At 67.5% G+C, this 22033-nt stretch carries 20 protein-coding genes and 1 pseudogene; 12 read left to right on the top strand and 9 right to left on the bottom strand.

Annotation, left to right across the window (positions count from 1 at the left end):
- Positions 1-74: pseudogene (locus tag ACYVAK_RS14255) on the bottom strand (DUF1153 domain-containing protein); the annotation flags it as partial.
- 56 nt (positions 75-130) lie between these two features.
- Here ACYVAK_RS14255 and ACYVAK_RS14250 point away from each other — a divergent pair.
- Positions 131-547 carry a phosphotransferase gene (locus tag ACYVAK_RS14250; protein WP_461062114.1) on the top strand — a complete coding sequence of 139 codons (417 nt, stop codon included), beginning with the start codon at positions 131-133 and terminating at the stop codon, positions 545-547.
- Positions 548-827: 280 nt separating this feature from the next.
- Here the strand turns inward: ACYVAK_RS14250 and ACYVAK_RS14245 are convergent, their stop codons facing one another.
- Entirely contained in the window at positions 828-1784 is a 957-nt protein-coding gene (locus tag ACYVAK_RS14245) for a hypothetical protein (RefSeq protein ID WP_461062112.1), read from the bottom strand.
- Between the two features lie 1092 nt (positions 1785-2876).
- Between ACYVAK_RS14245 and ACYVAK_RS14240 the strand changes: the two genes are divergently transcribed.
- Positions 2877-3830 (top strand): IS30 family transposase, encoded by a 954-nt coding sequence (locus tag ACYVAK_RS14240; protein ID WP_461062104.1) that lies wholly within the window; start codon positions 2877-2879, stop codon positions 3828-3830.
- 24 nt (positions 3831-3854) lie between these two features.
- Here the strand turns inward: ACYVAK_RS14240 and ACYVAK_RS14235 are convergent, their stop codons facing one another.
- The 3 genes from ACYVAK_RS14235 to ACYVAK_RS14225 all read right to left on the bottom strand — a co-directional run bounded on the left by ACYVAK_RS14235 (position 3855) and on the right by ACYVAK_RS14225 (position 4984).
- Positions 3855-4070 (bottom strand): hypothetical protein, encoded by a 216-nt coding sequence (locus tag ACYVAK_RS14235; protein ID WP_461062110.1) that lies wholly within the window; start codon positions 4068-4070, stop codon positions 3855-3857.
- Positions 4071-4153: 83 nt separating this feature from the next.
- Complete coding sequence (fosX, locus tag ACYVAK_RS14230) at positions 4154-4558, bottom strand: FosX/FosE/FosI family fosfomycin resistance hydrolase (RefSeq protein WP_461062108.1); 405 nt, start codon at positions 4556-4558, stop codon at positions 4154-4156.
- 78 nt (positions 4559-4636) lie between these two features.
- A complete protein-coding gene (locus ACYVAK_RS14225; RefSeq protein WP_461062106.1) occupies positions 4637-4984 on the bottom strand; it encodes a hypothetical protein in 348 nt (115 codons plus the stop codon).
- A gap of 561 nt (positions 4985-5545) precedes the next feature.
- Here ACYVAK_RS14225 and ACYVAK_RS14220 point away from each other — a divergent pair.
- Positions 5546-6499, top strand: coding sequence for an IS30 family transposase (locus tag ACYVAK_RS14220; protein WP_461062104.1), 954 nt, complete (start codon positions 5546-5548; stop codon positions 6497-6499).
- A 24-nt stretch (positions 6500-6523) separates the two neighbouring features.
- Here the strand turns inward: ACYVAK_RS14220 and ACYVAK_RS14215 are convergent, their stop codons facing one another.
- On the bottom strand, positions 6524-7228 hold the full coding sequence (locus ACYVAK_RS14215) for an ankyrin repeat domain-containing protein (RefSeq protein WP_461062102.1): 705 nt from the start codon (positions 7226-7228) through the stop codon (positions 6524-6526).
- Positions 7229-7450: 222 nt separating this feature from the next.
- On the opposite strand from ACYVAK_RS14215, the gene ACYVAK_RS14210 reads away from it, so the two are divergent.
- The 4 genes from ACYVAK_RS14210 to hemE all read left to right on the top strand — a co-directional run bounded on the left by ACYVAK_RS14210 (position 7451) and on the right by hemE (position 10798).
- Positions 7451-8473 (top strand): integron integrase, encoded by a 1023-nt coding sequence (locus tag ACYVAK_RS14210; RefSeq protein WP_461062100.1) that lies wholly within the window; start codon positions 7451-7453, stop codon positions 8471-8473.
- Between the two features lie 177 nt (positions 8474-8650).
- On the top strand, positions 8651-9355 hold the full coding sequence (locus ACYVAK_RS14205; protein ID WP_461062098.1) for a substrate-binding periplasmic protein: 705 nt from the start codon (positions 8651-8653) through the stop codon (positions 9353-9355).
- Between the two features lie 56 nt (positions 9356-9411).
- Positions 9412-9666: a WGR domain-containing protein gene (locus tag ACYVAK_RS14200; protein ID WP_297867457.1), complete on the top strand. Its 255-nt coding sequence runs from the start codon at positions 9412-9414 to the stop codon at positions 9664-9666.
- Between the two features lie 70 nt (positions 9667-9736).
- Complete coding sequence (hemE, locus tag ACYVAK_RS14195) at positions 9737-10798, top strand: uroporphyrinogen decarboxylase (RefSeq protein WP_461062160.1); 1062 nt, start codon at positions 9737-9739, stop codon at positions 10796-10798.
- A 16-nt stretch (positions 10799-10814) separates the two neighbouring features.
- On the opposite strand, the gene ACYVAK_RS14190 is transcribed toward hemE, so the two are convergent.
- Positions 10815-14441 carry a hybrid sensor histidine kinase/response regulator gene (locus tag ACYVAK_RS14190; protein ID WP_461062096.1) on the bottom strand — a complete coding sequence of 1209 codons (3627 nt, stop codon included), beginning with the start codon at positions 14439-14441 and terminating at the stop codon, positions 10815-10817.
- A gap of 110 nt (positions 14442-14551) precedes the next feature.
- Between ACYVAK_RS14190 and ACYVAK_RS14185 the strand changes: the two genes are divergently transcribed.
- The 3 genes from ACYVAK_RS14185 to ACYVAK_RS14175 all read left to right on the top strand — a co-directional run bounded on the left by ACYVAK_RS14185 (position 14552) and on the right by ACYVAK_RS14175 (position 16384).
- Entirely contained in the window at positions 14552-15220 is a 669-nt protein-coding gene (locus ACYVAK_RS14185) for a YceI family protein (protein ID WP_461062094.1), read from the top strand.
- Positions 15198-15755 carry a cytochrome b gene (locus tag ACYVAK_RS14180; protein ID WP_461062092.1) on the top strand — a complete coding sequence of 186 codons (558 nt, stop codon included), beginning with the start codon at positions 15198-15200 and terminating at the stop codon, positions 15753-15755. Before ACYVAK_RS14185 ends, ACYVAK_RS14180 begins: the two co-directional genes overlap by 23 nt.
- 68 nt (positions 15756-15823) lie before the next feature.
- Positions 15824-16384 carry a YceI family protein gene (locus ACYVAK_RS14175; RefSeq protein WP_461062090.1) on the top strand — a complete coding sequence of 187 codons (561 nt, stop codon included), beginning with the start codon at positions 15824-15826 and terminating at the stop codon, positions 16382-16384.
- Position 16385: 1 nt separating this feature from the next.
- On the opposite strand, the gene ACYVAK_RS14170 is transcribed toward ACYVAK_RS14175, so the two are convergent.
- On the bottom strand, positions 16386-16613 hold the full coding sequence (locus tag ACYVAK_RS14170; protein ID WP_461062088.1) for a glutaredoxin family protein: 228 nt from the start codon (positions 16611-16613) through the stop codon (positions 16386-16388).
- A 48-nt stretch (positions 16614-16661) separates the two neighbouring features.
- On the opposite strand from ACYVAK_RS14170, the gene ACYVAK_RS14165 reads away from it, so the two are divergent.
- Together ACYVAK_RS14165 and ACYVAK_RS14160 are read left to right on the top strand one after the other, a co-directional pair.
- Complete coding sequence (locus ACYVAK_RS14165; RefSeq protein WP_461062086.1) at positions 16662-18044, top strand: L-serine ammonia-lyase; 1383 nt, start codon at positions 16662-16664, stop codon at positions 18042-18044.
- Between the two features lie 94 nt (positions 18045-18138).
- Positions 18139-19506, top strand: coding sequence for an alkaline phosphatase (locus ACYVAK_RS14160; RefSeq protein WP_461062084.1), 1368 nt, complete (start codon positions 18139-18141; stop codon positions 19504-19506).
- 124 nt (positions 19507-19630) lie between these two features.
- Here the strand turns inward: ACYVAK_RS14160 and ACYVAK_RS14155 are convergent, their stop codons facing one another.
- Positions 19631-21913, bottom strand: a complete 2283-nt coding sequence (locus ACYVAK_RS14155; RefSeq protein ID WP_461062082.1) for a TonB-dependent receptor plug domain-containing protein — start codon at positions 21911-21913, stop codon at positions 19631-19633.
- Positions 21914-22033: the final 120 nt, after the last annotated feature.

The raw sequence follows: 22033 nt of genomic DNA, 5'->3' as shown, positions 1-22033 counted from the left end.
ATGATCTCCAGCACCAAGGCCGACTTCCGCCGGGCCGTCCAACGCTTGATCTCTTCGTCCATCACGACACTCATCGGTCTCTCCTCAGGAAAGTAACACCTGAGCACGAATTCGCTGGGTCGTTACACTCGTGCACGGCGATTTCCGCATCGACAACCTGATGTGGGCGAAGGACGCGCCGCGCGTGCGCGCGGTGATGGACTGGGAGCTCGCCACGCTGGGCCACCCGCTGGCCGACCTCGGCTATTTCTGCATGGCCCTGCGCCTGCCGCGCAATCCCGCCCTGCCCGGCCTTGCCGGCATGGATCGCGGCGCGCTCGGCATTCCCTCCGAGCGCGAGCTGCTGGCGCGCTACGCGGAGAAATCGGCGCGCACGATCCCCGAGGACTGGGGCTTCGTGCTGGCCTTCAGCTTCTTCCGCCTCGCTGCCATTGCGCAGGGCGTCGCCAAGCGCGCCGAGCAGGGCAACGCCAGCAGCGAACAGGCGCAGCAGGCCGGGCAGATGGTCGAAATGCTCGCCGTCTCAGGGATGAAGGCGCTGGGCTGAGGCTCAGTCGCCGCACCTGCTTAAGGGGGTGGGTCACCTCAGCGGTCGGTCGCGAGATGGTTGGCAGCGCAGGCGGGATGGAACCGAACTCGCGGCCCAAAGGGCCTAACGCTGGAGCTAAGCGGCCACATCAATCGCGAAGCGATTGATTGGTCCGCTTGAGCGAGTAGTTAGGCGAATTTGCCGGACTACGTCCCGTCAAGCAAGGCTCAGCACGCAAGGTCCGGACATGATGCTTCGGCCCATTAAGCGGCAGCGCCCATCGCGCGAAGCACTTGCCCTATGTGCAATGGAAATCCTTCGGATACAACTCCGTATCGATGTCCGTGGGCATACCCGACCACGCGGCCAAGCGGCACAGCGCGGTGCCCCACAGGTCAATACTGCTCACCTGACCGATCTTCCCGTAACCCCAGAGATCAAGAACATCGTTCTTCTTGCTCCGGCCACGCTTCCGGAAGTCTGCTTCGCACACGGCCAACTGGCCTTTGAAGCCCGCGACATCACCATTGGCGATCAAGGGTGCCAACGGGTAGTAGACGCGAAAATCGTTCGCCATGTGCTTTTCGCTGAGGCCATCGAAATCAGACCACAGCACCCGATCGCGCTCGCCGCGCAGCAGGCGCAACCAATGCAACACCATGATGCGCCACGCTACGCCGTCCTTCGGCGGCTGACGGATCAGGAAGACACTCTCATCCCGCGCGAGCTCGGCGAGTGCCATCGCGTGTGTGCGATCACCCGAGAGCAGCAGAACGCAAAGCGGAAAGGCCAAGGAATGATAGGGGTCGATCGGGAGCGGCAGCGGGTCCCGCGGCGCAGGATCATCGGGCCCTCGATGGATCGAAGCCACGCAGTCCGGCTTGGCCAACTCAAACATCCGCAGCAACAGCGGCCAACAACGCTCTTGCCAATAACGGAGATGCCCGAGTGCAGCGGCATGATCACCATGCAAGCGAAAAATTGCTTGAGCCACGTGGAGGCAATTGCGAGCCACACTTCCCGTTTCGAGGTCGTAATCGGCCCAGTACCCACGAGTCTCCCACAGACGAATCAACTCCGGCAGGGGCGGCCTAAGCTGCAAATCATAAAGAATTTCCAGCCTGCCATTAGTCATTCGAAGCGCTTCGTTCTGAAGCTCAACAGAATTCTCGACTTTGCTCATTGCTAACGCATCACCATAAAGACCTTCGCAGACGCACATCCTGAGGCAATACGGTTCGCTGGACTCAATCACGACCAAACTATAGCCCGCAACAGGTCCCTTCCAGCCTGCGAGGCCGCATCTCTTTCTACGCCTAACGCGTGAGCTAAGCGGCAGCTCCAATCGCGTAGCGATTGGACTGTCCGCTTGAGCGAATAGTTAGGCGGAATGTGCCGGAGCGAGGCGCCTCAGGCAACCCGGATGGCGGTTCTTGGTGCCCGCGCCTGCCTGGATCTGACACCGGGTACTTTGCGGCCCGTCGGACTTGCGACGCGGAGCAACACAGCGCGGGCGGGCCGGATGTCTCGCTGCGAGAAGTCTCGGCTTGCTGAGACCGGACTCGCCTCAGACCACCTTAGAAGCAACCGCCTAACGCGTGAGCTAAGCGGCCACATCAATCGCGAAGCGATTGATTGGTCCGCTTGAGCGAGTAGTTAGGCGCAATTTGCCCGGAGCGCGGACTTGAAGCAACCCGGAAGGTGGAGGCTCTTGGTTGGCGCCCGCGCCCGCCCGGAACTGCTCCCGACTACTCAGCGATGGTTCCTGAGTGCGACGTGCTGCTGACCGGCGCGGGCGAGCGGGAAGTCTGGCTGCGAGTTGTCTCGCACTTGCCGAAACAAACCTCGCCTCAGACCACGTTAGAACCAAGCGCCTAACGCGTGAGCTAAGCGGCAGCTCCAATCGCGTAGCGATTGGACTGTCCGCTTGAGCGAATAGTTAGGCCAGAACGCTACAGCCTGACCTACGGAGCGACAACCCCTGCCTCGGTCTTGCCGAGATCAACCTCGCCGGATGCCAGGCTGATGCATGCGAGAAGGCTCGTGCCTGCGCCCTCGAGAGACCCGACCGAGGAACAGCGCGGCGCTTGGCGGCTGCCAGAGCGCCGCTTGCCTCAGCGGTCGGTCGCGTGATGCTTGGCAGCGCAGGCGGGATGGAACCCAGCCTGCGGCCCAACGGGCCTAACGCTGGAGCTAAGCGGCCACATCAATCGCGAAGCGATTGATTGGTCCGCTTGAGCGAATTGTTAGCCACCGCGGATTCACATACTAAGTGCAACACCCGGAGCCCGAAGGGGGTGAGCGGTGATACTGACCGCGACCTCATCCGGCAAGAGGGGTTGCAACCATGACGTATCACCAGCTCACCCAAGACGAACGATACCTGATCGCCCGCGGCGTGGCCGCAGGCCACAGCCAGCGCGAGCTCGCCCGGCTACTCGGCCGTGCCGCCAGCACCATCTCCCGAGAGATCCGCCGCAACGCCACCACCCACGACAACCGCTACCGGGCCGAGAAGGCCCACAGCTATGCGGTGGCACGACGACGACGATGCCGGCGAGGGCCACGCTTTGCCGAAGCCATCCATCGCCTCGTCGAAGCGGCACTGAGACGGCGCTGGAGCCCCGACCAGATCGTTGGCTTCTACCGCGCCCAGGGCCTGACCATGCCCAGCATCGAAACCATCTACCGGCGTCTTCGCGAGGACAAACGCCGCCGAGGCCCGCTACATCGATTCACCCGCATCCTCGCCAAGATGGGACGCAAGCGATACCGCTCCAGACCCGCGCGGGGCGTGCTTCTCGGCAAGCCCCACATCACCGAACGGCCAGTCGAAGCCGAAGCCCGTGAAGCCATCGGGCACTGGGAAGGCGACACAGTGATGGGCCACACCACCAAGCACTGCCTCCTCACTCTGGTCGAACGCAGCACTGGATACGCCGTGATCAAGGCCTTGCCCGCTCGAACCATGACCGACACCCGTAGAGCGGTACAGCGAGCCGTGACCAGCCAACGCAACGCCTTCAAGAGCATCACCTTCGACAACGGCACCGAGTTCCATGACTACGAACGGCTTCAGGACGCGACCGGAGTGCGCTGCTACTTCGCCACGCCTTACCACTCGTGGGAGCGCGGCTCCAACGAAAACCTCAACGGGCTGATCCGGCAGTACCTGCCCAAGCGCATGTGCCTCAAGGACATCACTCAGAAAGACTGCGATCGCATCGCCAAGGCGCTCAACACCAGACCAAGAAAGCGCTATGGCTACAAAACACCCGAACAGATGTTGTTCGGTCCGTAGGGGTGTTGCACTTGCTAGTTGAATCTAAGCGCTCACGCCAGCCGCCAAATGCCACGCCAAGCCGCCAAGACCCACAACCAAGCCGGCGCTGTAGAGCAACGCACCAACAGGCTTGAGGGACTCGGCGGCACGCCATGGGGGTGTCTGTGTCCAGAACGAGATTCCAGGTTTTCGAAACAACAGCCAACTGATCGAGAAAACCGCCACACCGAAGAAAACCAGGTAGGTGGACAAATGCACGGAACTCTCCATGAGCGCCTAACGCTGGAGCTAAGCGGCCACATCAATCGCGAAGCGATTGATTGGTCCGCTTGAGCGAAATGTTAGCGCTCACCGGCGTACCTAGTGAGGCGCTCCTGAAGTGTGCCGGAATGCAGCTCAAAGAGGTGGTTGTCAAAGTCGTAGACATACAAAGACTCCCCCTCACCCGGCACGCGAGAACGCGACGGAAGAACCTCGGCCCCGATGCGTTCAAGTCTCTCGCGATACTGCGAGAGGTCCTCTTGTTGAACGCGGAAGGCCACGTGCTGGTAGCTGCGCTCAGCCGGAGGCATCCCCTCCATGGCCGCGACCCAGACACCGCCAAGTACAAAGAACTTCTCCCGCGAGAGAGAGAAGTTCTTGCCGTTGCTGTCATAAACCTCGACAGCACCCAGACCGTCACACATGAACCTTGCCATGCGATCTAGGTCTCTAACGAGGAATGTCAGGTGACTGATACCGTCCATGAGCGCTAACGCTGGAGCTAAGCGGCAGCATCAATCGCGTAGCGATTGATCTGTCCGCTTGAGCGAATAGTTAGGAGGCTATTGGCCACCACACGGCACCGCACGAATAGCGGCGAGCTTGATGCCGCGCAGGTAGGCCACATTGCTTCCGACCGTCGAGTCGGTGACGGTGCCACTCACCGTCGCGACTGTGCAAGTCTTGTTTAGGTTGTTCTCGATAACGGCACGGCTGATACCAGCGTCCTCAGCCAGAACCAGCATCGCTTCTGGACAAGCCGGGTCGGTCAGCCAACGACCATGGGTCGTAAGGGTGACTCGTGCCTCGACCGTCGCAGTACCAGAAAAGCCTGAGCCAACAAAGCGGCAGATTCTCTCAGGCGATGAACTGCCCACTAACGCCGTGGTCGCGAGAACTGCGAGAAGCACACCGCCTCCTAACGCGTGAGCTAAGCGGCAGCATCAATCGCGTAGCGATTGATCTGTCCGCTTGAGCGAGTAGTTAGGCCGTACCGACGCATGGAGCACCCGGCCCAGACCAGACGATCGTACGAAACTCGCCAGCGATCAAGCCGCGCTCTCGAAGCTGCTCCAATACCGCAGCCGGATGCCAGCCAGGGCCAGCTGCAAGAAATGGGATCGAGAGGTCGCGAACGCGCGAGAGAAGTGCTACAAGCTCGCTCTCGCTGCTATACGCGACGAAGCATGAATCCTCTGAACCATCAGTCCGCATGACGCAAAGAGCGCCGCGTTGCTCGGAAGTAAGCGACTCAAACGTCACACGCTCGGGAAAGATGGCGGATACGAAGGGCTGCATAAGTGGCCTAACGCTGGAGCTAAGCGGCCACATCAATCGCGAAGCGATTGATTGGTCCGCTTGAGCGAGTTGTTAGGGCCCGCGGATTCACATACTAAGTGCAACACCCGGAGCCCGAAGGGGGTGAGCGGTGATACTGACCGCGACCTCATCCGGCAAGAGGGGTTGCAACCATGACGTATCACCAGCTCACCCAAGACGAACGATACCTGATCGCCCGCGGCGTGGCCGCAGGCCACAGCCAGCGCGAGCTCGCCCGGCTACTCGGCCGTGCCGCCAGCACCATCTCCCGAGAGATCCGCCGCAACGCCACCACCCACGACAACCGCTACCGGGCCGAGAAGGCCCACAGCTATGCGGTGGCACGACGACGACGATGCCGGCGAGGGCCACGCTTTGCCGAAGCCATCCATCGCCTCGTCGAAGCGGCACTGAGACGGCGCTGGAGCCCCGACCAGATCGTTGGCTTCTACCGCGCCCAGGGCCTGACCATGCCCAGCATCGAAACCATCTACCGGCGTCTTCGCGAGGACAAACGCCGCCGAGGCCCGCTACATCGATTCACCCGCATCCTCGCCAAGATGGGACGCAAGCGATACCGCTCCAGACCCGCGCGGGGCGTGCTTCTCGGCAAGCCCCACATCACCGAACGGCCAGTCGAAGCCGAAGCCCGTGAAGCCATCGGGCACTGGGAAGGCGACACAGTGATGGGCCACACCACCAAGCACTGCCTCCTCACTCTGGTCGAACGCAGCACTGGATACGCCGTGATCAAGGCCTTGCCCGCTCGAACCATGACCGACACCCGTAGAGCGGTACAGCGAGCCGTGACCAGCCAACGCAACGCCTTCAAGAGCATCACCTTCGACAACGGCACCGAGTTCCATGACTACGAACGGCTTCAGGACGCGACCGGAGTGCGCTGCTACTTCGCCACGCCTTACCACTCGTGGGAGCGCGGCTCCAACGAAAACCTCAACGGGCTGATCCGGCAGTACCTGCCCAAGCGCATGTGCCTCAAGGACATCACTCAGAAAGACTGCGATCGCATCGCCAAGGCGCTCAACACCAGACCAAGAAAGCGCTATGGCTACAAAACACCCGAACAGATGTTGTTCGGTCCGTAGGGGTGTTGCACTTGCTAGTTGAATCTAAGGCGCATTCTTGCCGAAGTAATCTCGGAACTCAGCAGCGGCTGTCGTTGCAATTGACAGAATTTGTTGAGTCTTCTCATCAAACTCACGCTGGCGATCCGAACTCCTCTTGCGTGCAGCAATGTGAGTTAACGCTGCCCGCTGCGCCTCCGCTAGTACCGAGTTGAGCGAGTCGGGATTCCCCCTGCAGTTCCAAGCAGCGACCACCCCTGCTTTTCTCGGCGTCCCCCAAAGGAAGGCACTACCGATCGCATCGAGGTCCATCTTCACCTTCTTCTTGCTCTTGTAGGGATAAGCGATTTTGCTGTCGATACCTGCCTTTAAGAGCAACAGGACAATCTCAGTCTGATCTGCCTTCTGCCAATGGCTAACAGCCCAAAAGAGAGGATTCGTTGCGGAGCGAGACACATCTAACTTGGCGCCTCGACTAAGCAGGAAAGAAACAATTTGCTCATGCCCGAGCGCTGCCCAGCAAATTGGAGCTGCACCGGCTTGGTTGTCCCCAAGGTTGATGTCACAGCCGGCGTCAACCAGCGTTCTTACAGAAGTAAGGCTGCCAGTAAAGGCTGCATACCTTAGCCAGGTTGAGCCGCCAATCCAGGCGAATGCATTGAGCTGATCTGGATTCTCCCTGAGTAGGCGGCGAATAGAATCCGCATCCTCGCGTTTGATTGCATCAGCAATCTGCACTCGCACGTCCATGCAATTGCCTCCTTATCGTGATGCGCCGGGCGCTGGGGCGGTGCCGGCGCCCTAACTACTTGTGTACCCCAATGGGGGGTGTAGCAGAAGCCTGAAGGGCCGCTGCAGTTCGGTCAACGGCCGAAATCCTACGCTGCATCAACACGATATCCGATGGTTGAGGGTGTGCTGTCCCGCCACCCTTGTGCCCACAGCGACGGAATGCGCGGTGGGAATACCGGGATGAAAAAATCGGGCGACGGGACGGGAGTGCTAAAGGACCCTCGGGAAGTGGCGCTTAGTGCGGCGACGCCGAGGGAGGTAATCGACGCGGTTCGCCTCATGTTGCGGACGAAGCACTACAGCATTCGGACCGAGCATGCGTATCTGGGGTGGATCCGCCGGTACATGGCGGAGAACGGGCGGAGGCACCCTAAAGAATTGGACGGGCGGGCGATGGGGGCGTTCCTCACCCGCCTGGCGGTGGAGGGCCACGTCTCGGCTAGCACGCAGTCGCAGGCGCTCTCGGCCTTGCTCTTCCTGTACCGCGAACTTCTCGGGGTATCGCCGGAATGGCTCGACGACGTGGTGCGCGCCAAACGCAGCCTCCACGTGCCGGTGGTGCTCTCGCGCGGGGAAGTGGTGCGCCTGCTCTCGCGGATGCAGGGCCGCGAGTGGCTGATGGCCTCGCTGCTCTATGGCTCGGGCCTTCGCCTGATGGAGGTCATCCGTTTGCGGTTGAAGGATGTCGACTTCGAGCGCTGGGAGATCACGGTGCGCTCGGGCAAGGGCAACAAGGATCGCCACACGATGCTGCCGTCGAAGTTGGCCGAGCCGTTGCGCCGGCAGATGGAGGATGCCCGCGTCGAGCATGCGCGGGATCTCGAGGCCGGCTTCGGTTCGGTGTGGTTGCCGAACGCCCTGGCGCGCAAGTACCCGAACGCGGGCGAGGACTGGGTGTGGCAGTACGTGTTCCCGGCGTCGCGGCGTTCGAAGGACCCGCTGACCGGGATCGAGCGCCGCCACCACCTGGACGAGAAGGTGCTGCAGGCGGCGGTGAAGCGCGCCCGCGTCGAGGCCGGCATCCCGAAGCCGGTGACCTGCCACACGCTGCGGCACAGTTTCGCCACCCACCTGCTGGAGTCCGGCGCCGACATCCGCACGGTGCAGGAGCTGCTCGGCCATCGCGACGTGAAGACCACCCAGATCTACACGCACGTGCTGAACCGGGGCGCCGGCGCCATGCTGAGCCCGCTGGATCGCTGATTTTCCCGATGCCCCTGCAGCCGCGATGACGGGAGACTGCGAAGGCTCACCAACGTCGAGGACGACGGCCGCGGCATGCCCTCCCCTGCCTGCTCCTGCCCACCCCGCCCGCACCGGCCGGAGGCCGTGCCTTCGTCGGGCGGTGTTTGGCGGTCCGTCGGCCTGGTCCTGGCCCTGATGCCGGGCCTGGCCGCTGGCGCGGCCCCGTCCTCGCCGCCCAACGCGGTCGTCCGCGTGGCTGGCGGACAAGACTCCGCGACGCAGGCCGTCGCGACGTCGATCCTGATCGAGGCGTATGCGCGGGCCGGGCTGGTCCTCCGGGTCGACCGCCTGCCCGCCCCGCGCGCTGCGCAGCGCTTGGAGGCTGGGCTGCTGGACGGCGAAGTCGCAAGGGTGCCGGCCTACTTCGACCAGCACCCCGACCTGGTGCCGGTCGGGCCGCCACTGATGCAGGTGCCCCAAGTGGCCTTCGTGCGCTCAGGCAGCGGCATCCGCGTGAACACGCTCGACGACCTCCGGGGACTGCGGGTGGGCGTGGTGCGCGGGCTGCTGCAATCCGAACGCTTGGTGGCGGGCCTCGACCGCGTCACACGGGTGACGAGTGGCCACCAGCTCTACCAGATGCTCGCCGCCGGGCGACTCGACGTGGTGGTGGATGCGCCGATGAACCAGGCCATGCACGTCGGGGAATGGCGCCTCACCGGCATCGTGGCGCAAGCGACGCTGTCGGACGCGCCGGTGTACCACGGCCTGCATCGGCGGAGGGCGGCCATCGCGCCACGGGTGGCGGCAGCGCTCGAGGCCATGCGGGCATCGGGGGAACTGGCGGCATGGACGAGCCGGCCGGCCGTCGTACCGGAGGTCCGGCTGGCCAAGCGCTGAGCGGATGGCGGATCGGCCGGCCGGCGACGGCGCGCCTCCCTTACAATGCGCGCCCTATGCGCCTCTACCTGCAACAGCGCCCGACCGCCGGCGAAGCCCCGAAGTACGTCCAGCTCACGCTCGAGCAGGACCTGTTCGGCGGCTGGTTCCTTGTCCGCGAGAGCGGCACCACCGGCGCCCGACCGACCGTGAAGCGCGAGCAGTACCTTGCCCGGGATACCGCCCTCGCCGCCTTCGAATCCGCCCGCGACGCCCAGCTGAAGCGCGGCTTCCAGGTGATGTTCGCGCAGGGCGCGGACGCGCCCCGTTGACCCCGCGGCGCCCGCGCGCCGCCCTGCCGCCCGGAGGGCGACCGTGACCACCCCGCTGAAGAACGACCCGCTGCAGAACGACACCTTCCTGCGCGCGCTGCGCCGCGAGCCGGTGCCGCACACGCCCGTCTGGCTGATGCGCCAGGCCGGCCGCTACCTGCCGGAATACCGCGCCACCCGCGCGAAAGCCGGCAGCTTCCTCGCCATGGCGAAGAACCCGGAGCTGGCCTGCGAGGTGACCCTGCAGCCGCTGGAGCGCTTCCCGCTCGACGCGGCCATCCTGTTCTCCGACATCCTCACCGTGCCGGACGCGATGGGCCTCGGCCTGTACTTCGCCGACGGCGAGGGCCCGAAGTTCGAGCGCACCGTGCGCTCGATGGCCGATGTGGAGGCGCTGGGCACGCCGGACATGGAAACCGAGCTGCGCTACGTGATGGACGCCGTGCGCGTCATCCGCCGCGAGCTGCGCGGCCGCGTGCCGCTGATCGGCTTCTCCGGCAGCCCGTGGACGCTCGCCTGCTACATGGTGGAAGGCGGCGGGTCCGACAACTTCGCGCGCATCAAGGCGATGGCCTTGAACGAGCCGGCGACGCTGCACGCGCTGCTGCGCAAGGTGACCGACGCCGTCATCGCCTACCTCGACGCGCAGCGTCTCGCCGGCGCGCAGGCGATGCAGGTGTTCGACACCTGGGGCGGCGTGATGGCGCCGCACCTGTACCGCGAGTTCTCCCTGCCGTATCTCGTTGAAATCGCACAGAGGCTGCCGCGCGGTGAAGGCGCGAACCACGCGCCGCTGATCCTGTTCGGCAAGGGCAATGGGCCCTACCTCGAGGAGCTGGCGACCTCGGGCGCGGAAGCGCTGGGCGTGGACTGGACCGTGTCGCTCGGCGACGCGCGCCGCCGCACCGGCGGCAAGGTCGCGCTGCAGGGCAACCTCGACCCGGTGACGCTGTACGCCACGCCGGAAGGCATCGCCCGCGAAGCGGCGCGCGCCCTCGACGATTACGCCGCCGCAAACGGCGGCTCGCGCGACGGCCACGTGTTCAACCTCGGCCACGGCATGTCGCCCGACATGTCGCCGGAGCACGTCGCGGCCCTCGTGGCCGCGGTGCATTCGCACTCGCGGCGCTGATCGCGGCAGGCCCGGCTCAGCCGGCGTCGTCGACGCCGCGTTCGCCGCGCGGGCGGGCGCGCCGGTCGCCTTCGACCGACGCGGCGGCCCGGCGGGTGGCCGTGCCGATGCCCGCCAGCGCCTCGGCCAGCATCGCGCCGGTCACCGGCTTGCGCAGGTAGCCCTCCATGCCCGAGGCGCGGGCGCGTCGCTCGGAAACGGCGTCGGCCCGCGCGGTGACGGCGATCAGCGGTAGCGTCCAGCCGTTCTGGCGGATCAACGTCGCCAACTCGAAGCCGTCGACGGCCGGGAGGTCGAGGTCGAGCAGGCCGACATCGATGCGCTCCGTCTTCAGCAGCGTGAGGGCGTTCAGCGCCTGGGTGGCGTGGTGGACGCGGTGGCCCTGCGCGCCGAGCAGCCCGAGCATCACTTCGGCCACCACCGGATCGTCCTCGACCAGCAGCAGGTCGAGGCCGGGGCGCAGGGCCATGGTCTCGCCGGCGGCCGGCCGGACCGCGGCCTCGACCGGCACAAGCGCGGTCTCGGCGACCAGCGGCAGGCGCACGCTGAAGCAGCTGCCCTCGCCCTTCGCGCTGCGCAGCGTGAGCTCGCCGCCCATCGCGCGGGCGAGCTCGCGGCTGATGGCAAGGCCGAGGCCGGTGCCGCCGAAGCGCCGCTGGGTGTGCTCGCCTTCGGCCTGTTCGAAGCGCTGGAACAAGCGGCGCTGCTGCGCCTCGTCGAGGCCGATGCCGGTGTCTTCGACGTCGAACTGGACGCCGCCGCCCGGCAGCGGCCGCAGGGTCAGCGTGACGCGGCCGCGCTCGGTGAACTTGATGGCGTTGCCGCCGAGGTTGAGCAGGATCTGCCGCAGCCGGGCTTCGTCGCCGCGCACGCGCGGCGGCAGGCCCGGCGCAAGCTGCACGGTGAGCTCGAGGCCCTTGGCCTGCGCGTTCGGGCGCAGCAGCTGGCCCACGTCGGTGGCCAGCGAGGCGAGGTCGAAGGCCTCGTCCTGCAGCAGCAGGCGGCCGGCCTCGATGCGGGCGAGGTCGAGCGTGTCGTTGACGAGGCGAAGAAGGTGCTGGCCAGCGCGCATCACTGTTTCAGCCCGCTGGCGCTGCGGTTCCGGCAGCGGGTCCTTCAGCATCAGCTCGGTCATGCCCAGCACGCCGGTGAGCGGCGTGCGCAGTTCGTGCCCGAGGTCGGCAAGGAACGCGGTCTTCGCTTCCGAAGCCTGCTGCTCGAGCCGCCGCGCCTCCCGCAGGCCGCGCGCGGCGGCCTGGGCCTGCACGCGACGCCGGTACAGCGCCGCCGCCGCGCCCACGATAGCGAGGCTCGCCAAGGCGTAAAGCGCCCACGCCCACCACGTGCGCCACCAGGGCGGCATCACCTCGAAGGTGACCGTCATCGGAGCCGACCAGCGACCGTCCGCACCGGCGGCGACGACATCGAGCGTGTAACGCCCGGGCGATTGACGCGGCAGCAGGCGTTCACCGCTGGCGCCGACGTCGACCCAGTCCGGATCGTAGCCGTTGAGGCGGAACCGGTAGCGGTGCGCGGCGGGGTCGGCGAACGACATCAGCCGCGCCACGACGCGGAGGTCGCGATCGTCCGGCTGCAGCGTCACGACGGCGCCGGGCTGGGCCGCGGCGACGGCGTCGAGCTCGAACAGGTCCTCGGCACGCCGCACGCTGATCGACTCCAGGACCATCGGCGCCACCCGGGCGTCCGGCTCCACCTTCATCGGGTCGAAGAGAACGGCACCGCCGACCGTGCCGGCGATGATCACGCCGTCGGCGAGCACGCGCGGCGGACGGAGGCCGAACTCGCTCTCGCCAAGCCCGTCGCCGGGACCGAAGCGGCGGATGCCGCGGGTTTCGGGATCGAAGCGCAACAGGCCGCGCACGGTGAACAGCCACAGCCGGCCGGCCGCATCGCGGGCGAGGCCGCCGGCCTCGGCGCTCGGCAAGCCGTCATTGCCTGAGTCGACTTGGTCGACCTTCACCCAGTCGCCCGCCTCGCGACGCCAGCGCTGCAGCAGGCCGGGTCGATACACCCACACATCCCTCGCGTCGACGAACGCGAGGCCCTGCACGGGCCCGCCCTCGGCATCGAGCTGCAGCGCAAAGCGCGTGCCGTCCCAACGCAGCAGGCCTTGGGCGTTGGCCACCCACAAGGCGCCGTCAGGACCGAGCGTGACCGCCTCGATGTCGAAGGTCTCAAGCCCGTGACCGCTGTCCGGGGCGACGGTGAGCGTGACGTGGCCGTCCGCGTCGCGGCGCTGCAGCCCGCCGCCGTAGCCGGCGACCCACAACCCGCCGTCGGGCAGCGGCACGAGGAAATCGATCGCGCCGCGCGGAGGGGCGTCCGGGTCGCCCGGCCCCCAGCGTCGCCAAGTGCCATCGGCACCGCGCCGCGACAGGCGTCCGCTGGCCGCCCCCACCCACAGCGCGCCGCCGGCGGTGCGGGCCAGCGAATACAGCCGCACGTTGCCGAGTTCCCCCGACGCGATGGCATTGCGTTCGATGCGTTGGCGCGAGGGGTCGAGGCGATCGAGGCGCCCCTCCTCGCCGCCGATCAGCACGCTGCCGTCGGGGCCCTCGGCGAATCCACCGGCCTGGCGCATCGACAGCCGAAGGCTCGGATCACTCTGGCGGGTCAGCGTGGCGAAGCTGCGCCAATTGCCCGACAGCCAGACCAGGCCGAACTCCGCATCGCCGAACCAAAGCCCGCCCTGGCGATCGACGAGCATCTGCTGGTAATCGCCTTCGGCCGCCTCGGGGGCGAGGAAGCGCCGCAAACCCGCGCCGCTCTCGTAGAACAGGCCGCGCACCGTGTAGACCCATCGTCCGCCACGGCCATCGCGCTGCACACCGTGAACGCGGGTGCCCGCCAGTTCGGCGTCCCACGGCGATGGCGCGATGCGCCCCTCCGGGCCACGTCGCCACAACCGGCTGCGGGCGCCGATCCACAGCGTGCCATCGGGCTCCACCGAAAGGCTGGTGACGGCATCGCCGTCAAGGCCGCGCACCGACACCGGCTCGGCGCGTCCATCCACCCACTGCGCAAGGCCCGTGGCCGTACCGATGAACAGGCGGCCGTCGGCGGTGGTCGCGAGGCTCACCACGAGGGCATCCGCCTCGCCACTGCCGGCCCGAACCGGGCCGTGCGCATGCACGCGCCCCTGCGGGTCGCGCTGGAACAGCCCATCCCCGAAGGTGCCGAACCACAGCGAGCCGTCGGGGGTCTCGGCGATCGCCCAGACATCGGCGGCGGCCAGGCCGGACGCCTGCTCCGGCGGCAAGGGCCGCACGTCGCGGCGCAGGGTGTCGATCACGCCGACGCCGCTTTTGCCGAAGCTGAGCCACACCCGGTCGTCGCGATCGATGTGGAGCGCGTTGACGAGGTTGTCGGGCATGCCGCCGACAATGCCGGGGTTGTGCCGCCACACCCGCATCGACAGCCCGTCGAAGCGAGCCACGCCGTCGTCGGTCGCGATCCACAGGTAGCCGGCACGGTCCTGCGCGAGCGCGTTGATCCGGCTGGAAGGCAGGCCCTGCTCGACGCCGATGCGGCGGAACTGCGGGGTTTCCGGGATACGCGCCATGGCCGCAAGCGCGACCAAGGACCCGACGAGTCCCACGAACAGTCCCAGCGTGCGGCGCATCGATCGCTTCCCTTCCGAATCGCCGTGACGGCGGTGGCGGGCCATGCTCGCAACGCAGCATTGCGCCCGCAAGGGACGCCACGGCCGGAGGGATGCCTAGAATGCCGGCGATGACCATGCCCCCAGCCCCCACCGCAACGCGGTCCATCGCCACTTGGCTGCTGGCGCTCGGGCTGCTCGTGGGTTCGGCCGCCGCCGCGGCACCGCCCGAATGGCGACTCGATCCGACCCATTCGCGGGTCGTCTTCGACGTCGACCACGCGGGGTTTTCCTACAGCTTGGCCACCCTCTCGGCGCCGACCGGGCGACTGCGCTACGACCCGGAAGACTGGGAGAGCGCGGAGGCGACGATCGAACTGGCGGTGGACCGCCTCGACTTCGGCGACGCCGACTGGAACCGCACGATGCTGGGGCGGCGCTGGTTCCACGCCGAGGACTTCCCGACCATCACCTTCCGATCCACCCGAGTGGAGCCGATCGATGCGCGACATGCGCGCGTGCACGGCGAGCTGACCGTCCGCGGCACGACGGCGCCCGTCGTTCTGGACGTGCACCGCAACGGCCTGCGCCGGCACCCGCTGACGCTGCGCCGCACCGTCGGCTTCTCGGCCACCGCCGAACTCGACCGCCGCGCCTTCGGGCTCGACGGCTCGCCTTCCCTCATCGGCTCGACGGTGCGCGTGCGCATCGAAGTCGAAGCCGTGCGCACGCGTCCGGCCCCTGCCGACGCGCCCACCGAACCGCCGGAGAACGACGATGCCGATCCGCAACACGACTGAGCGCTGGGGCCACCTGAGCATCGCCCTGCACTGGATCACCGTGGCCCTGATCCTCTCGCTGGTGACCGTGGGCTTCGTGATGGAAGACCTGCCGAACACGCCGTTCAAGCGCGACGTCTACCTGCTGCACAAGAGCTTCGGCCTGACGGTGCTGGCGCTGACCGCGCTACGGCTGGGTTGGCGCTTGGTGCAGCCGACGCCGGCCCTGCCGGAGGGCATGCCCGCCTGGCAGCGCTGGGCCGCGCACGGCGGGCATCTCGGCCTGTACGGCCTGATGATCGCCATCCCGGCCAGCGGCTGGGCCTACAACTGGGCCTCGAACTTCGCCACGCCCTACTTCGGCTGGACGCTGATGGAACGCGCCGGCGCCGTGGACCGCGAGCTGAAGGCCATCGCCGGCGTGGTGCACGAATGGGGCGTGTACGCGCTGCTGGCCCTGCTGGTGGCGCACGCCGGCGCGGCCTTCTACCACCACTACCAGTTGAAAGACGCGGTGCTGCGGCGCATGGCGCCGTGGCTGAAGCCGGCCGCCTGATCACGCCGGCCTCGCGCGTCGCTTCCCACCCTGCGTCTGCCCCTCCCCATCCCGTGACGATCCCCGCCATGCGCTTCCTCCTCGCCCTGACGCTCGCCCTCGCCGCGCCGCTCGCCCTCGCCACCTCGCCGCCCGGGCCGGTGCGCTACAGCCATGCCGCCGGATCCAGCCTCGGCTTCAGTTCGAGCTACGACGGCGAAGCCTTCGACGGCCGCTTCGGCCAATTCACGACCGACATCGCCTTCGACCCGGCCAACGGGTCCGGCCGCTTCGACGTCGTGATCCAACTCGCGTCGGCGGGCACGGAGAACGACGAGCGTGACGAGACCCTGCTCGGCGCCGACTTCTTCAACGCCACGGCCATGCCGCAGGCGCGTTACCAGGCCACGGCGTTCCGCAAGCTCGCGGACGGCCGCTTCGTGGCCGACGGCACGCTGACCCTGCGCGGCATCAGCCAACCGGTGCCGCTGACCTTCCGCTGGACGCCCGGCGCGACGCCGACGCTCGAAGGCACGGCCACGGTGAAGCGCTTGGCGTTCGGGGTGGGTACGGGCGATTGGGACGACACCGAGGTGATGCCGGATGCCGTAACGGTGACGACGAAACTGGTGCTGCGGCCGAAGGGCTGACTCAGGCGCCGAGGAAGCGCTCGACGGCCACGACGTCAAAGGGCCACGCGAGCTCGGCGCCACCGTCCTCATCGCGCAGCACCGGCACGCGCGCGCCGTAGCGCGCTTCGAGGGCGGCGTCGCCATCGATCCACACGCTCTCGAAGTCGGGCGCGCCGGCCTGGGCGAGCACGTCCAATGCGGCATCGCACAAATGGCAGTCGTCGCGCTGGTACAGGGCGAGTTTCATGGCCGTTAGACTAGGCGCCCCTCCTGAACCGTCGCCGTCCACGCGCCCATGGCCGTCAGCCTCTTCGACATCTTCAAAATCGGCATCGGGCCGTCCTCCTCGCACACCGTGGGGCCGATGCGCGCCGCGGCGCGCTTCCTCGAACGCTGGCTGCAAGCGCCGGGCCAACTCGGCGAGGTCGCCCGCGTCCGTGCGGAACTGTACGGCTCGCTGGCCCTGACCGGCCGCGGCCACGGCACCGACAAGGCCGTGCTGATGGGCTTCGAGGGCCACTGGCCCGACCGCATCGACCCGGACGTGATCCCCGGCAGCCTCGAGCGCATCCGTGGCAGCAAGCGCATCCGCCTGATGGGCACGCACGAGATCGCCTTCGACGAGAAGCGCGACCTGGTGTTCAACAAGCGCGAGAAGCTGCCGTACCACACCAACGGCATGCGCTTCACCGCCTTCGACGCCGAGGGCACGGTGATCGCCACCCGCGACTACTACTCGGTGGGCGGTGGCTTCGTCGTCAACACCGATGAGGCGGCGGAAGACCGCATCGTCGCCGACACCACCGAGCTGCCGCATCCGTTCCACTCCGGCGACGAGCTGCTGGCGCGCTGCAAGGAGAGCGGGCTCTCGATCGCGCAGCTGATGTTCGAGAACGAAAAAGTGTGGCGCCCCGAGGCCGAGATCCGCGAGGGCCTCGACCGGATCTGGGAGGCCATGCGCGCCTGCGTCGCCCGCGGCATCCGCGAGGAGGGCGTGCTGCCCGGCGGGCTGAAGGTGGGCCGCCGCGCCCCGACGATGGCGCAGGAGCTGCAGAGCCGACCGGAGGCCGCGCTGCGGGACCCGCTGACCATCCTCGACTGGGTGAACCTGTACGCACTCGCGGTGAACGAGGAGAACGCCGCCGGTGGCCGCGTGGTGACGGCGCCGACCAATGGCGCGGCCGGCATCATCCCGGCGGTGGGCCATTACTACGAGCGCTTCTGCCCGCAGGCGAGCCGGCAGGGCATCCACGACTACCTGCTCACCGCCGCCGCCGTCGGCATCCTGTACAAGGAAAACGCGTCGATCAGCGGCGCGGAAGTGGGCTGCCAGGGCGAGGTGGGCGTGGCCTGCTCGATGGCCGCCGCCGGCCTCACGGCGGCACTGGGCGGCACGCCGGCGCAAGTGGAGAACGCCGCCGAGATCGGGATGGAACACAACCTCGGCCTCACCTGCGACCCGATCGGCGGCCTGGTGCAGATCCCCTGCATCGAGCGAAACGCGATGGGCGCGGTGAAGGCGATCAACGCCCAGCGCATGGCCGCGCGCGGCGACGGCAGCCACAAGGTCTCGCTCGACAAGGTCATCAAGACCATGCGCGACACTGGCCGCGACATGCAGGACAAGTACAAGGAAACCAGCCGCGGCGGGCTGGCGGTGAACGTCATCGAGTGCTGAGGCGGGCTTTCGCGAGGGAACGGCGGGCCGACTGACCCGCAACGGTCATGGAACCGACATATCGTCGGTCGTTTCCTCACCGGAGTCCGCCCCGATGGCTTCCCGCCAGATCCGCCCTGCCTTTCCCCGCCGTCTCGTCCTCGGCGCGGCCCTCGCGACCGTCCTCGCCGGCTGCCAGCCCGCCGCCGAGCCCGCGCCCGTCGTCACGCCGGATCCGGCACTCGACGCCGCCGCCGCTGCCCCGCGCAGCGCGATCTTCCTGCACCCGGACGGCATGGGTGCGAACACCTGGATGGCGACCCGCCTGATGCATGTCGGCCCCGACGGCCGCCTCGCCTGGGACCAGCTGCCGAAGGTGGCGATCTACGTGGGCCCGACCCGCGATGCGGTGAACCAGAGCTCGAACGCCGGTGGCACCACGCACGCTTACGGCGTGCGCGCCACGCTCGACAGCTACGGCGCCATCGACGGCACGACGCCCATCGCCGCCTCGGGCAAGGCGCAGAGCCTCATGGTGGAAGCCAAGGCCGCGGGCAAGAAAATCGCGATCCTCAATTCCTCGTCGCTGACCGAGCCGGGCACCGGCACGTTCCTCGCCTCGGTGGCCAACCGCGACGACGAGGCCGAGATCGCCAGCCAGATCCTCGCCGCCGGCCCCGACATCGCGCTCGGGGGCGGCGAAATGTTCTTTCTGCCGAAGGGCGTGCAGGGCGTGCACGGCGAAGGCGTCCGCGACGACGGCCGCAACCTCGTCGAGGAGGCCAGGGCCGCCGGCTACGCCGTGGTGTTCACCCGGGACGAGCTGATGGCGCTGCCGCCCGACGCGACGAAAGTGCTCGGGCTGTTCGCCGCCGAGGAGACCTTCAACGAAGCCGACGAAGCCGGGCTGGCCGCCGCGGGCCTGCCGCCCTTCCAGCCGCAGGCGCCGCGCTTCGACGAGATGCTGGCCTTCATCCTGCCGCGCGTGAAGGACCATCCGCAGGGCTACTTCATCGTCGGCAACGAGGAAGCCACCGACAACCTCTCGGGCGAGAACAACGTGCCGGCCACGCTCGAAGCGGCCATGGGCGCGGACCGCGCCATCGCGCTGGCGCTGGCGGAGGCGAAGGCCAACCCGGCGCTCACCGTGGTCGTCGCGTCGGACTCCGACAACGGCGGCATGAACGCCACCAGCGACGATCTGGACGACCCGGAAGACCTGCCGCGCCCGCTGCCCTCCCGCACGCCCAGCGGCTCGCTGCTCGACAGCGACAACGGCCAGCCCTTCCTGACGCCGGCCGACGCCAACGGCAACCGCATCCCGTTCTACATCACCTGGGCCAGCGATTCGGACAGCGCCGGCGGCACGGTGGCGCGCGGCATCGGGCCGGGGGCGGCGAAGATCGAAGGCACCATCGACGCCACCCGGGTCTACACGGCGCTCTACCTCGGGCTGTTCGACACCGACCTCGACGTGAAGTAAGGCCTCGAGCGATCCGCCGTACCTCACGGGGCGGATCGATAAAGCGAAAGGGCCGCAGCGATGCGGCCCTTTCCCGTTGGCGACTGAACCGGCCGGGACGGCAGGCCGCCCCGGCCTTCGCGGATCAGAACTGGTAGCGCACGATCAACTGCACCGCGCGGCCGCCCGTTTCGGTTTCCAGCTCGTACTCGTCGTAGTCGCGGTCGATCTGCGATTCGATCGTCGTGAACTTGTCGAACACCTCGTCCTTGCTCTGGTCGAGCAGGTTGATGCCCGTCAGGCGCACCGCCCAGGCCTTGCCGAAACGCTTCTCGATGAAGGCCTCGAGGTCGCCGTCGTAGCTCGTGATGACTTCCTCGCCGACGATGCGGCTCGGGGCATCACCCTGCTTGCGGAAGGTCACGCCGAACGAGGCCTCCAGCGACGGCAGCTCCTGGATGAAGCCGACGTTGTAGACGTAGTTGGACTGGTTGTTGAAGCGGCGCGTGCCGAAAAGGTCTGAAATCTCGCTGTCCAGCCAGCTGTAGTTGAGGAACACGCCGGTGTTGTCGAGTCCGATCGCCGAGAGCGGCGTCGACAGATCGAACTCCGCGCCCCAGACCTGGCCGTCGCCGGTGTTGCGCGGCTGCAGCACGAAGGTACCCTCGCCCTCGCTGCCCTCGTCGCCGGTGTTGGCCAGTTCGACGAGGTCGGTGATGTCGCGGTAGAACAGGTTCACGCCGACGATGCCGCGCTCGCCGAGGCGGCGCTCGAAGCCGACGTCGAGTCCCCAGGCCGACTCGGGGTCGAGCCGCGGGTTGCCGAGCACGTCGTTGTCGCCTGCCTCGGCCTCCAGCAGGGCCGGCGAGATCGCATTGAAATCCGGGCGGCGCACGGTGCGGGCGATCGAGGCGGTGACGCGGTTGGCGTCGTCGAGGTTCCAGCGCAGGTGGGCCGAAGGCAGCAGGAAGCCGTAGTCGGTGTCGGTGCGGGCGTCGACGGCGGCCACCGTGCGGTCGTTGACCTCGGTGTCGGTCTGCTCATAGCGCAGGCCGGCTTCCCACTCGAGCGTGTCGGCGGCGCCGCTGAGCTTCACGAAGGGCTCGAGGCGCGTTTCCTCGATGGTGCTCAGACCGCCCGGCGCCGGCGCGAACGGCTGCGTCGGACCCGGGATGGGCGGGCTCACGCCCGGCGCATTCGGGATGGTGACGCGGTAGCGGGTCGCGTTGAGGATCCGGGTCTCGCGCTCCTTCAGCGTTGCTTGCACGCCGAATTTCAGCGTGCCGAAACCCGCCTCGCGCTCGTGAACCACCTCGCCGGTGGTGTCGGTGTCCTCGATCAGCAGGTCGGTGAGGTCACGCGTGAAGCGGTCGGCCTCCGGGAACGGGTTGCTGTCGCGCAGGTATTCGGTTTCGTTCTCGAACTCGAACTGGTCGTCGGCGATGCCGGCGCGATCGACGCGGATCTCGGTCTCGCCGCCCGCCATGGCCCACTTCAGGCCGGCGCCGAGCGTGTAGTTGTCGGTCTGGATGTCGAGGTCGTTCTCGTTGACCGTGAGCAGGTTGGCGGTGTTCTCGATGCCGCCGCGGTACTCGATGGAGTCCTCGACCTGCAGGCGGTCGGTGCGCACGAACATGCCCGAGAGGTGCAGCTCGCCGGTCTCGCCCACCCCAACGCGGTAGTCGGCGTTGAAGGCGTAGTCCTTGCCCGAGCGTACGTCGGTCTGCACCTCGGTGTTGTCGAGTGTGCCGCCCGGCGCGTCGAATCGCTGGCTGAATTTGTCCTTCGGGTTGCGGCGGCCCTGCACGTTGGCGCCGACCAGCAGGTTGCCGCCCAGCGCCTCGCCGCCCCAGAACGCGCCGACGGTCGGTTCGAACTCATCGTCGTTGAACCGCGTCGCGCCCGCGCGCACGTAGCCGCCGTCGATCGAGTAGCCGTCGCGCAGCACGATGTTCAGCGCGCCGGCGACGGCGTCGCCGCTGCGGTCGGCCGAGGCGGAACGCACGATCTCGATGCGCTCGACGATCTCGGCCGGGATGCGGTCGACGAAGAAGGCGCGGTCGAGGCCGGCGCCGGGCACGCGCTTGCCGTTGATCAGGATCTGCGTGTAGCCCGAATCGAGGCCGCGCAGGCGCACGCCGTCGTACTCCAGCACGTCGGAGACGAAGGTGACCGACGGCACGCGCTTCAGCATGTCGCCGACCGTCAGCGGCTCGAAGCGCTGGAAGTAGGCGAGGTCGTAGCTGAGGACCGGAGCGGTGGCGTCGGTGCGGTCGCGGTAGATGATCTCGCCGACCACCTCGATGCGGTCGAGCTGCGCGGGCGCCGGGGCGGCCGCGGCGACGGCGGCCTGCGAGAGCGCGACCGGGGCCGCGAAGGCGGAGGCAAGGGCGATGGCGATGGCCGTCGTCAGGGGTTGGCGGGTCATGGAGCGTCCTGCGTTGGAAAAACGTTATTCCGAGGCCGCGCCGTTGCAGCCCGATGACGATCCGGCGACAGCAGGAAGACACCCGTATTGACGACATGGGGGCACGCATCCGGCGTAATG

This window comes from Silanimonas algicola, assembly GCF_054777375.1.
The sequence above is the reverse complement of the archived record's forward strand: the minus strand, read 5'-3'. Positions and strand labels throughout refer to the sequence as shown.

Coding starts and splice junctions, on each gene's coding strand:
- ACYVAK_RS14240 (WP_461062104.1), top strand. CDS start 2,877: ATGACGTATCACCAGCTCACCCAAGACGAACGATACCTGATCGCCCGC.
- ACYVAK_RS14165 (WP_461062086.1), top strand. CDS start 16,662: ATGGCCGTCAGCCTCTTCGACATCTTCAAAATCGGCATCGGGCCGTCC.
- ACYVAK_RS14215 (WP_461062102.1), bottom strand. CDS start 7,228: ATGGACGTGCGAGTGCAGATTGCTGATGCAATCAAACGCGAGGATGCG.
- ACYVAK_RS14200 (WP_297867457.1), top strand. CDS start 9,412: ATGCGCCTCTACCTGCAACAGCGCCCGACCGCCGGCGAAGCCCCGAAG.
- ACYVAK_RS14220 (WP_461062104.1), top strand. CDS start 5,546: ATGACGTATCACCAGCTCACCCAAGACGAACGATACCTGATCGCCCGC.
- ACYVAK_RS14190 (WP_461062096.1), bottom strand. CDS start 14,441: ATGCGCCGCACGCTGGGACTGTTCGTGGGACTCGTCGGGTCCTTGGTC.
- ACYVAK_RS14205 (WP_461062098.1), top strand. CDS start 8,651: ATGCCGGGCCTGGCCGCTGGCGCGGCCCCGTCCTCGCCGCCCAACGCG.
- ACYVAK_RS14175 (WP_461062090.1), top strand. CDS start 15,824: ATGCGCTTCCTCCTCGCCCTGACGCTCGCCCTCGCCGCGCCGCTCGCC.
- ACYVAK_RS14210 (WP_461062100.1), top strand. CDS start 7,451: ATGAAAAAATCGGGCGACGGGACGGGAGTGCTAAAGGACCCTCGGGAA.
- ACYVAK_RS14160 (WP_461062084.1), top strand. CDS start 18,139: ATGGCTTCCCGCCAGATCCGCCCTGCCTTTCCCCGCCGTCTCGTCCTC.
- ACYVAK_RS14170 (WP_461062088.1), bottom strand. CDS start 16,613: ATGAAACTCGCCCTGTACCAGCGCGACGACTGCCATTTGTGCGATGCC.
- ACYVAK_RS14180 (WP_461062092.1), top strand. CDS start 15,198: ATGCCGATCCGCAACACGACTGAGCGCTGGGGCCACCTGAGCATCGCC.
- fosX (WP_461062108.1), bottom strand. CDS start 4,558: ATGGACGGTATCAGTCACCTGACATTCCTCGTTAGAGACCTAGATCGC.
- ACYVAK_RS14155 (WP_461062082.1), bottom strand. CDS start 21,913: ATGACCCGCCAACCCCTGACGACGGCCATCGCCATCGCCCTTGCCTCC.
- ACYVAK_RS14185 (WP_461062094.1), top strand. CDS start 14,552: ATGACCATGCCCCCAGCCCCCACCGCAACGCGGTCCATCGCCACTTGG.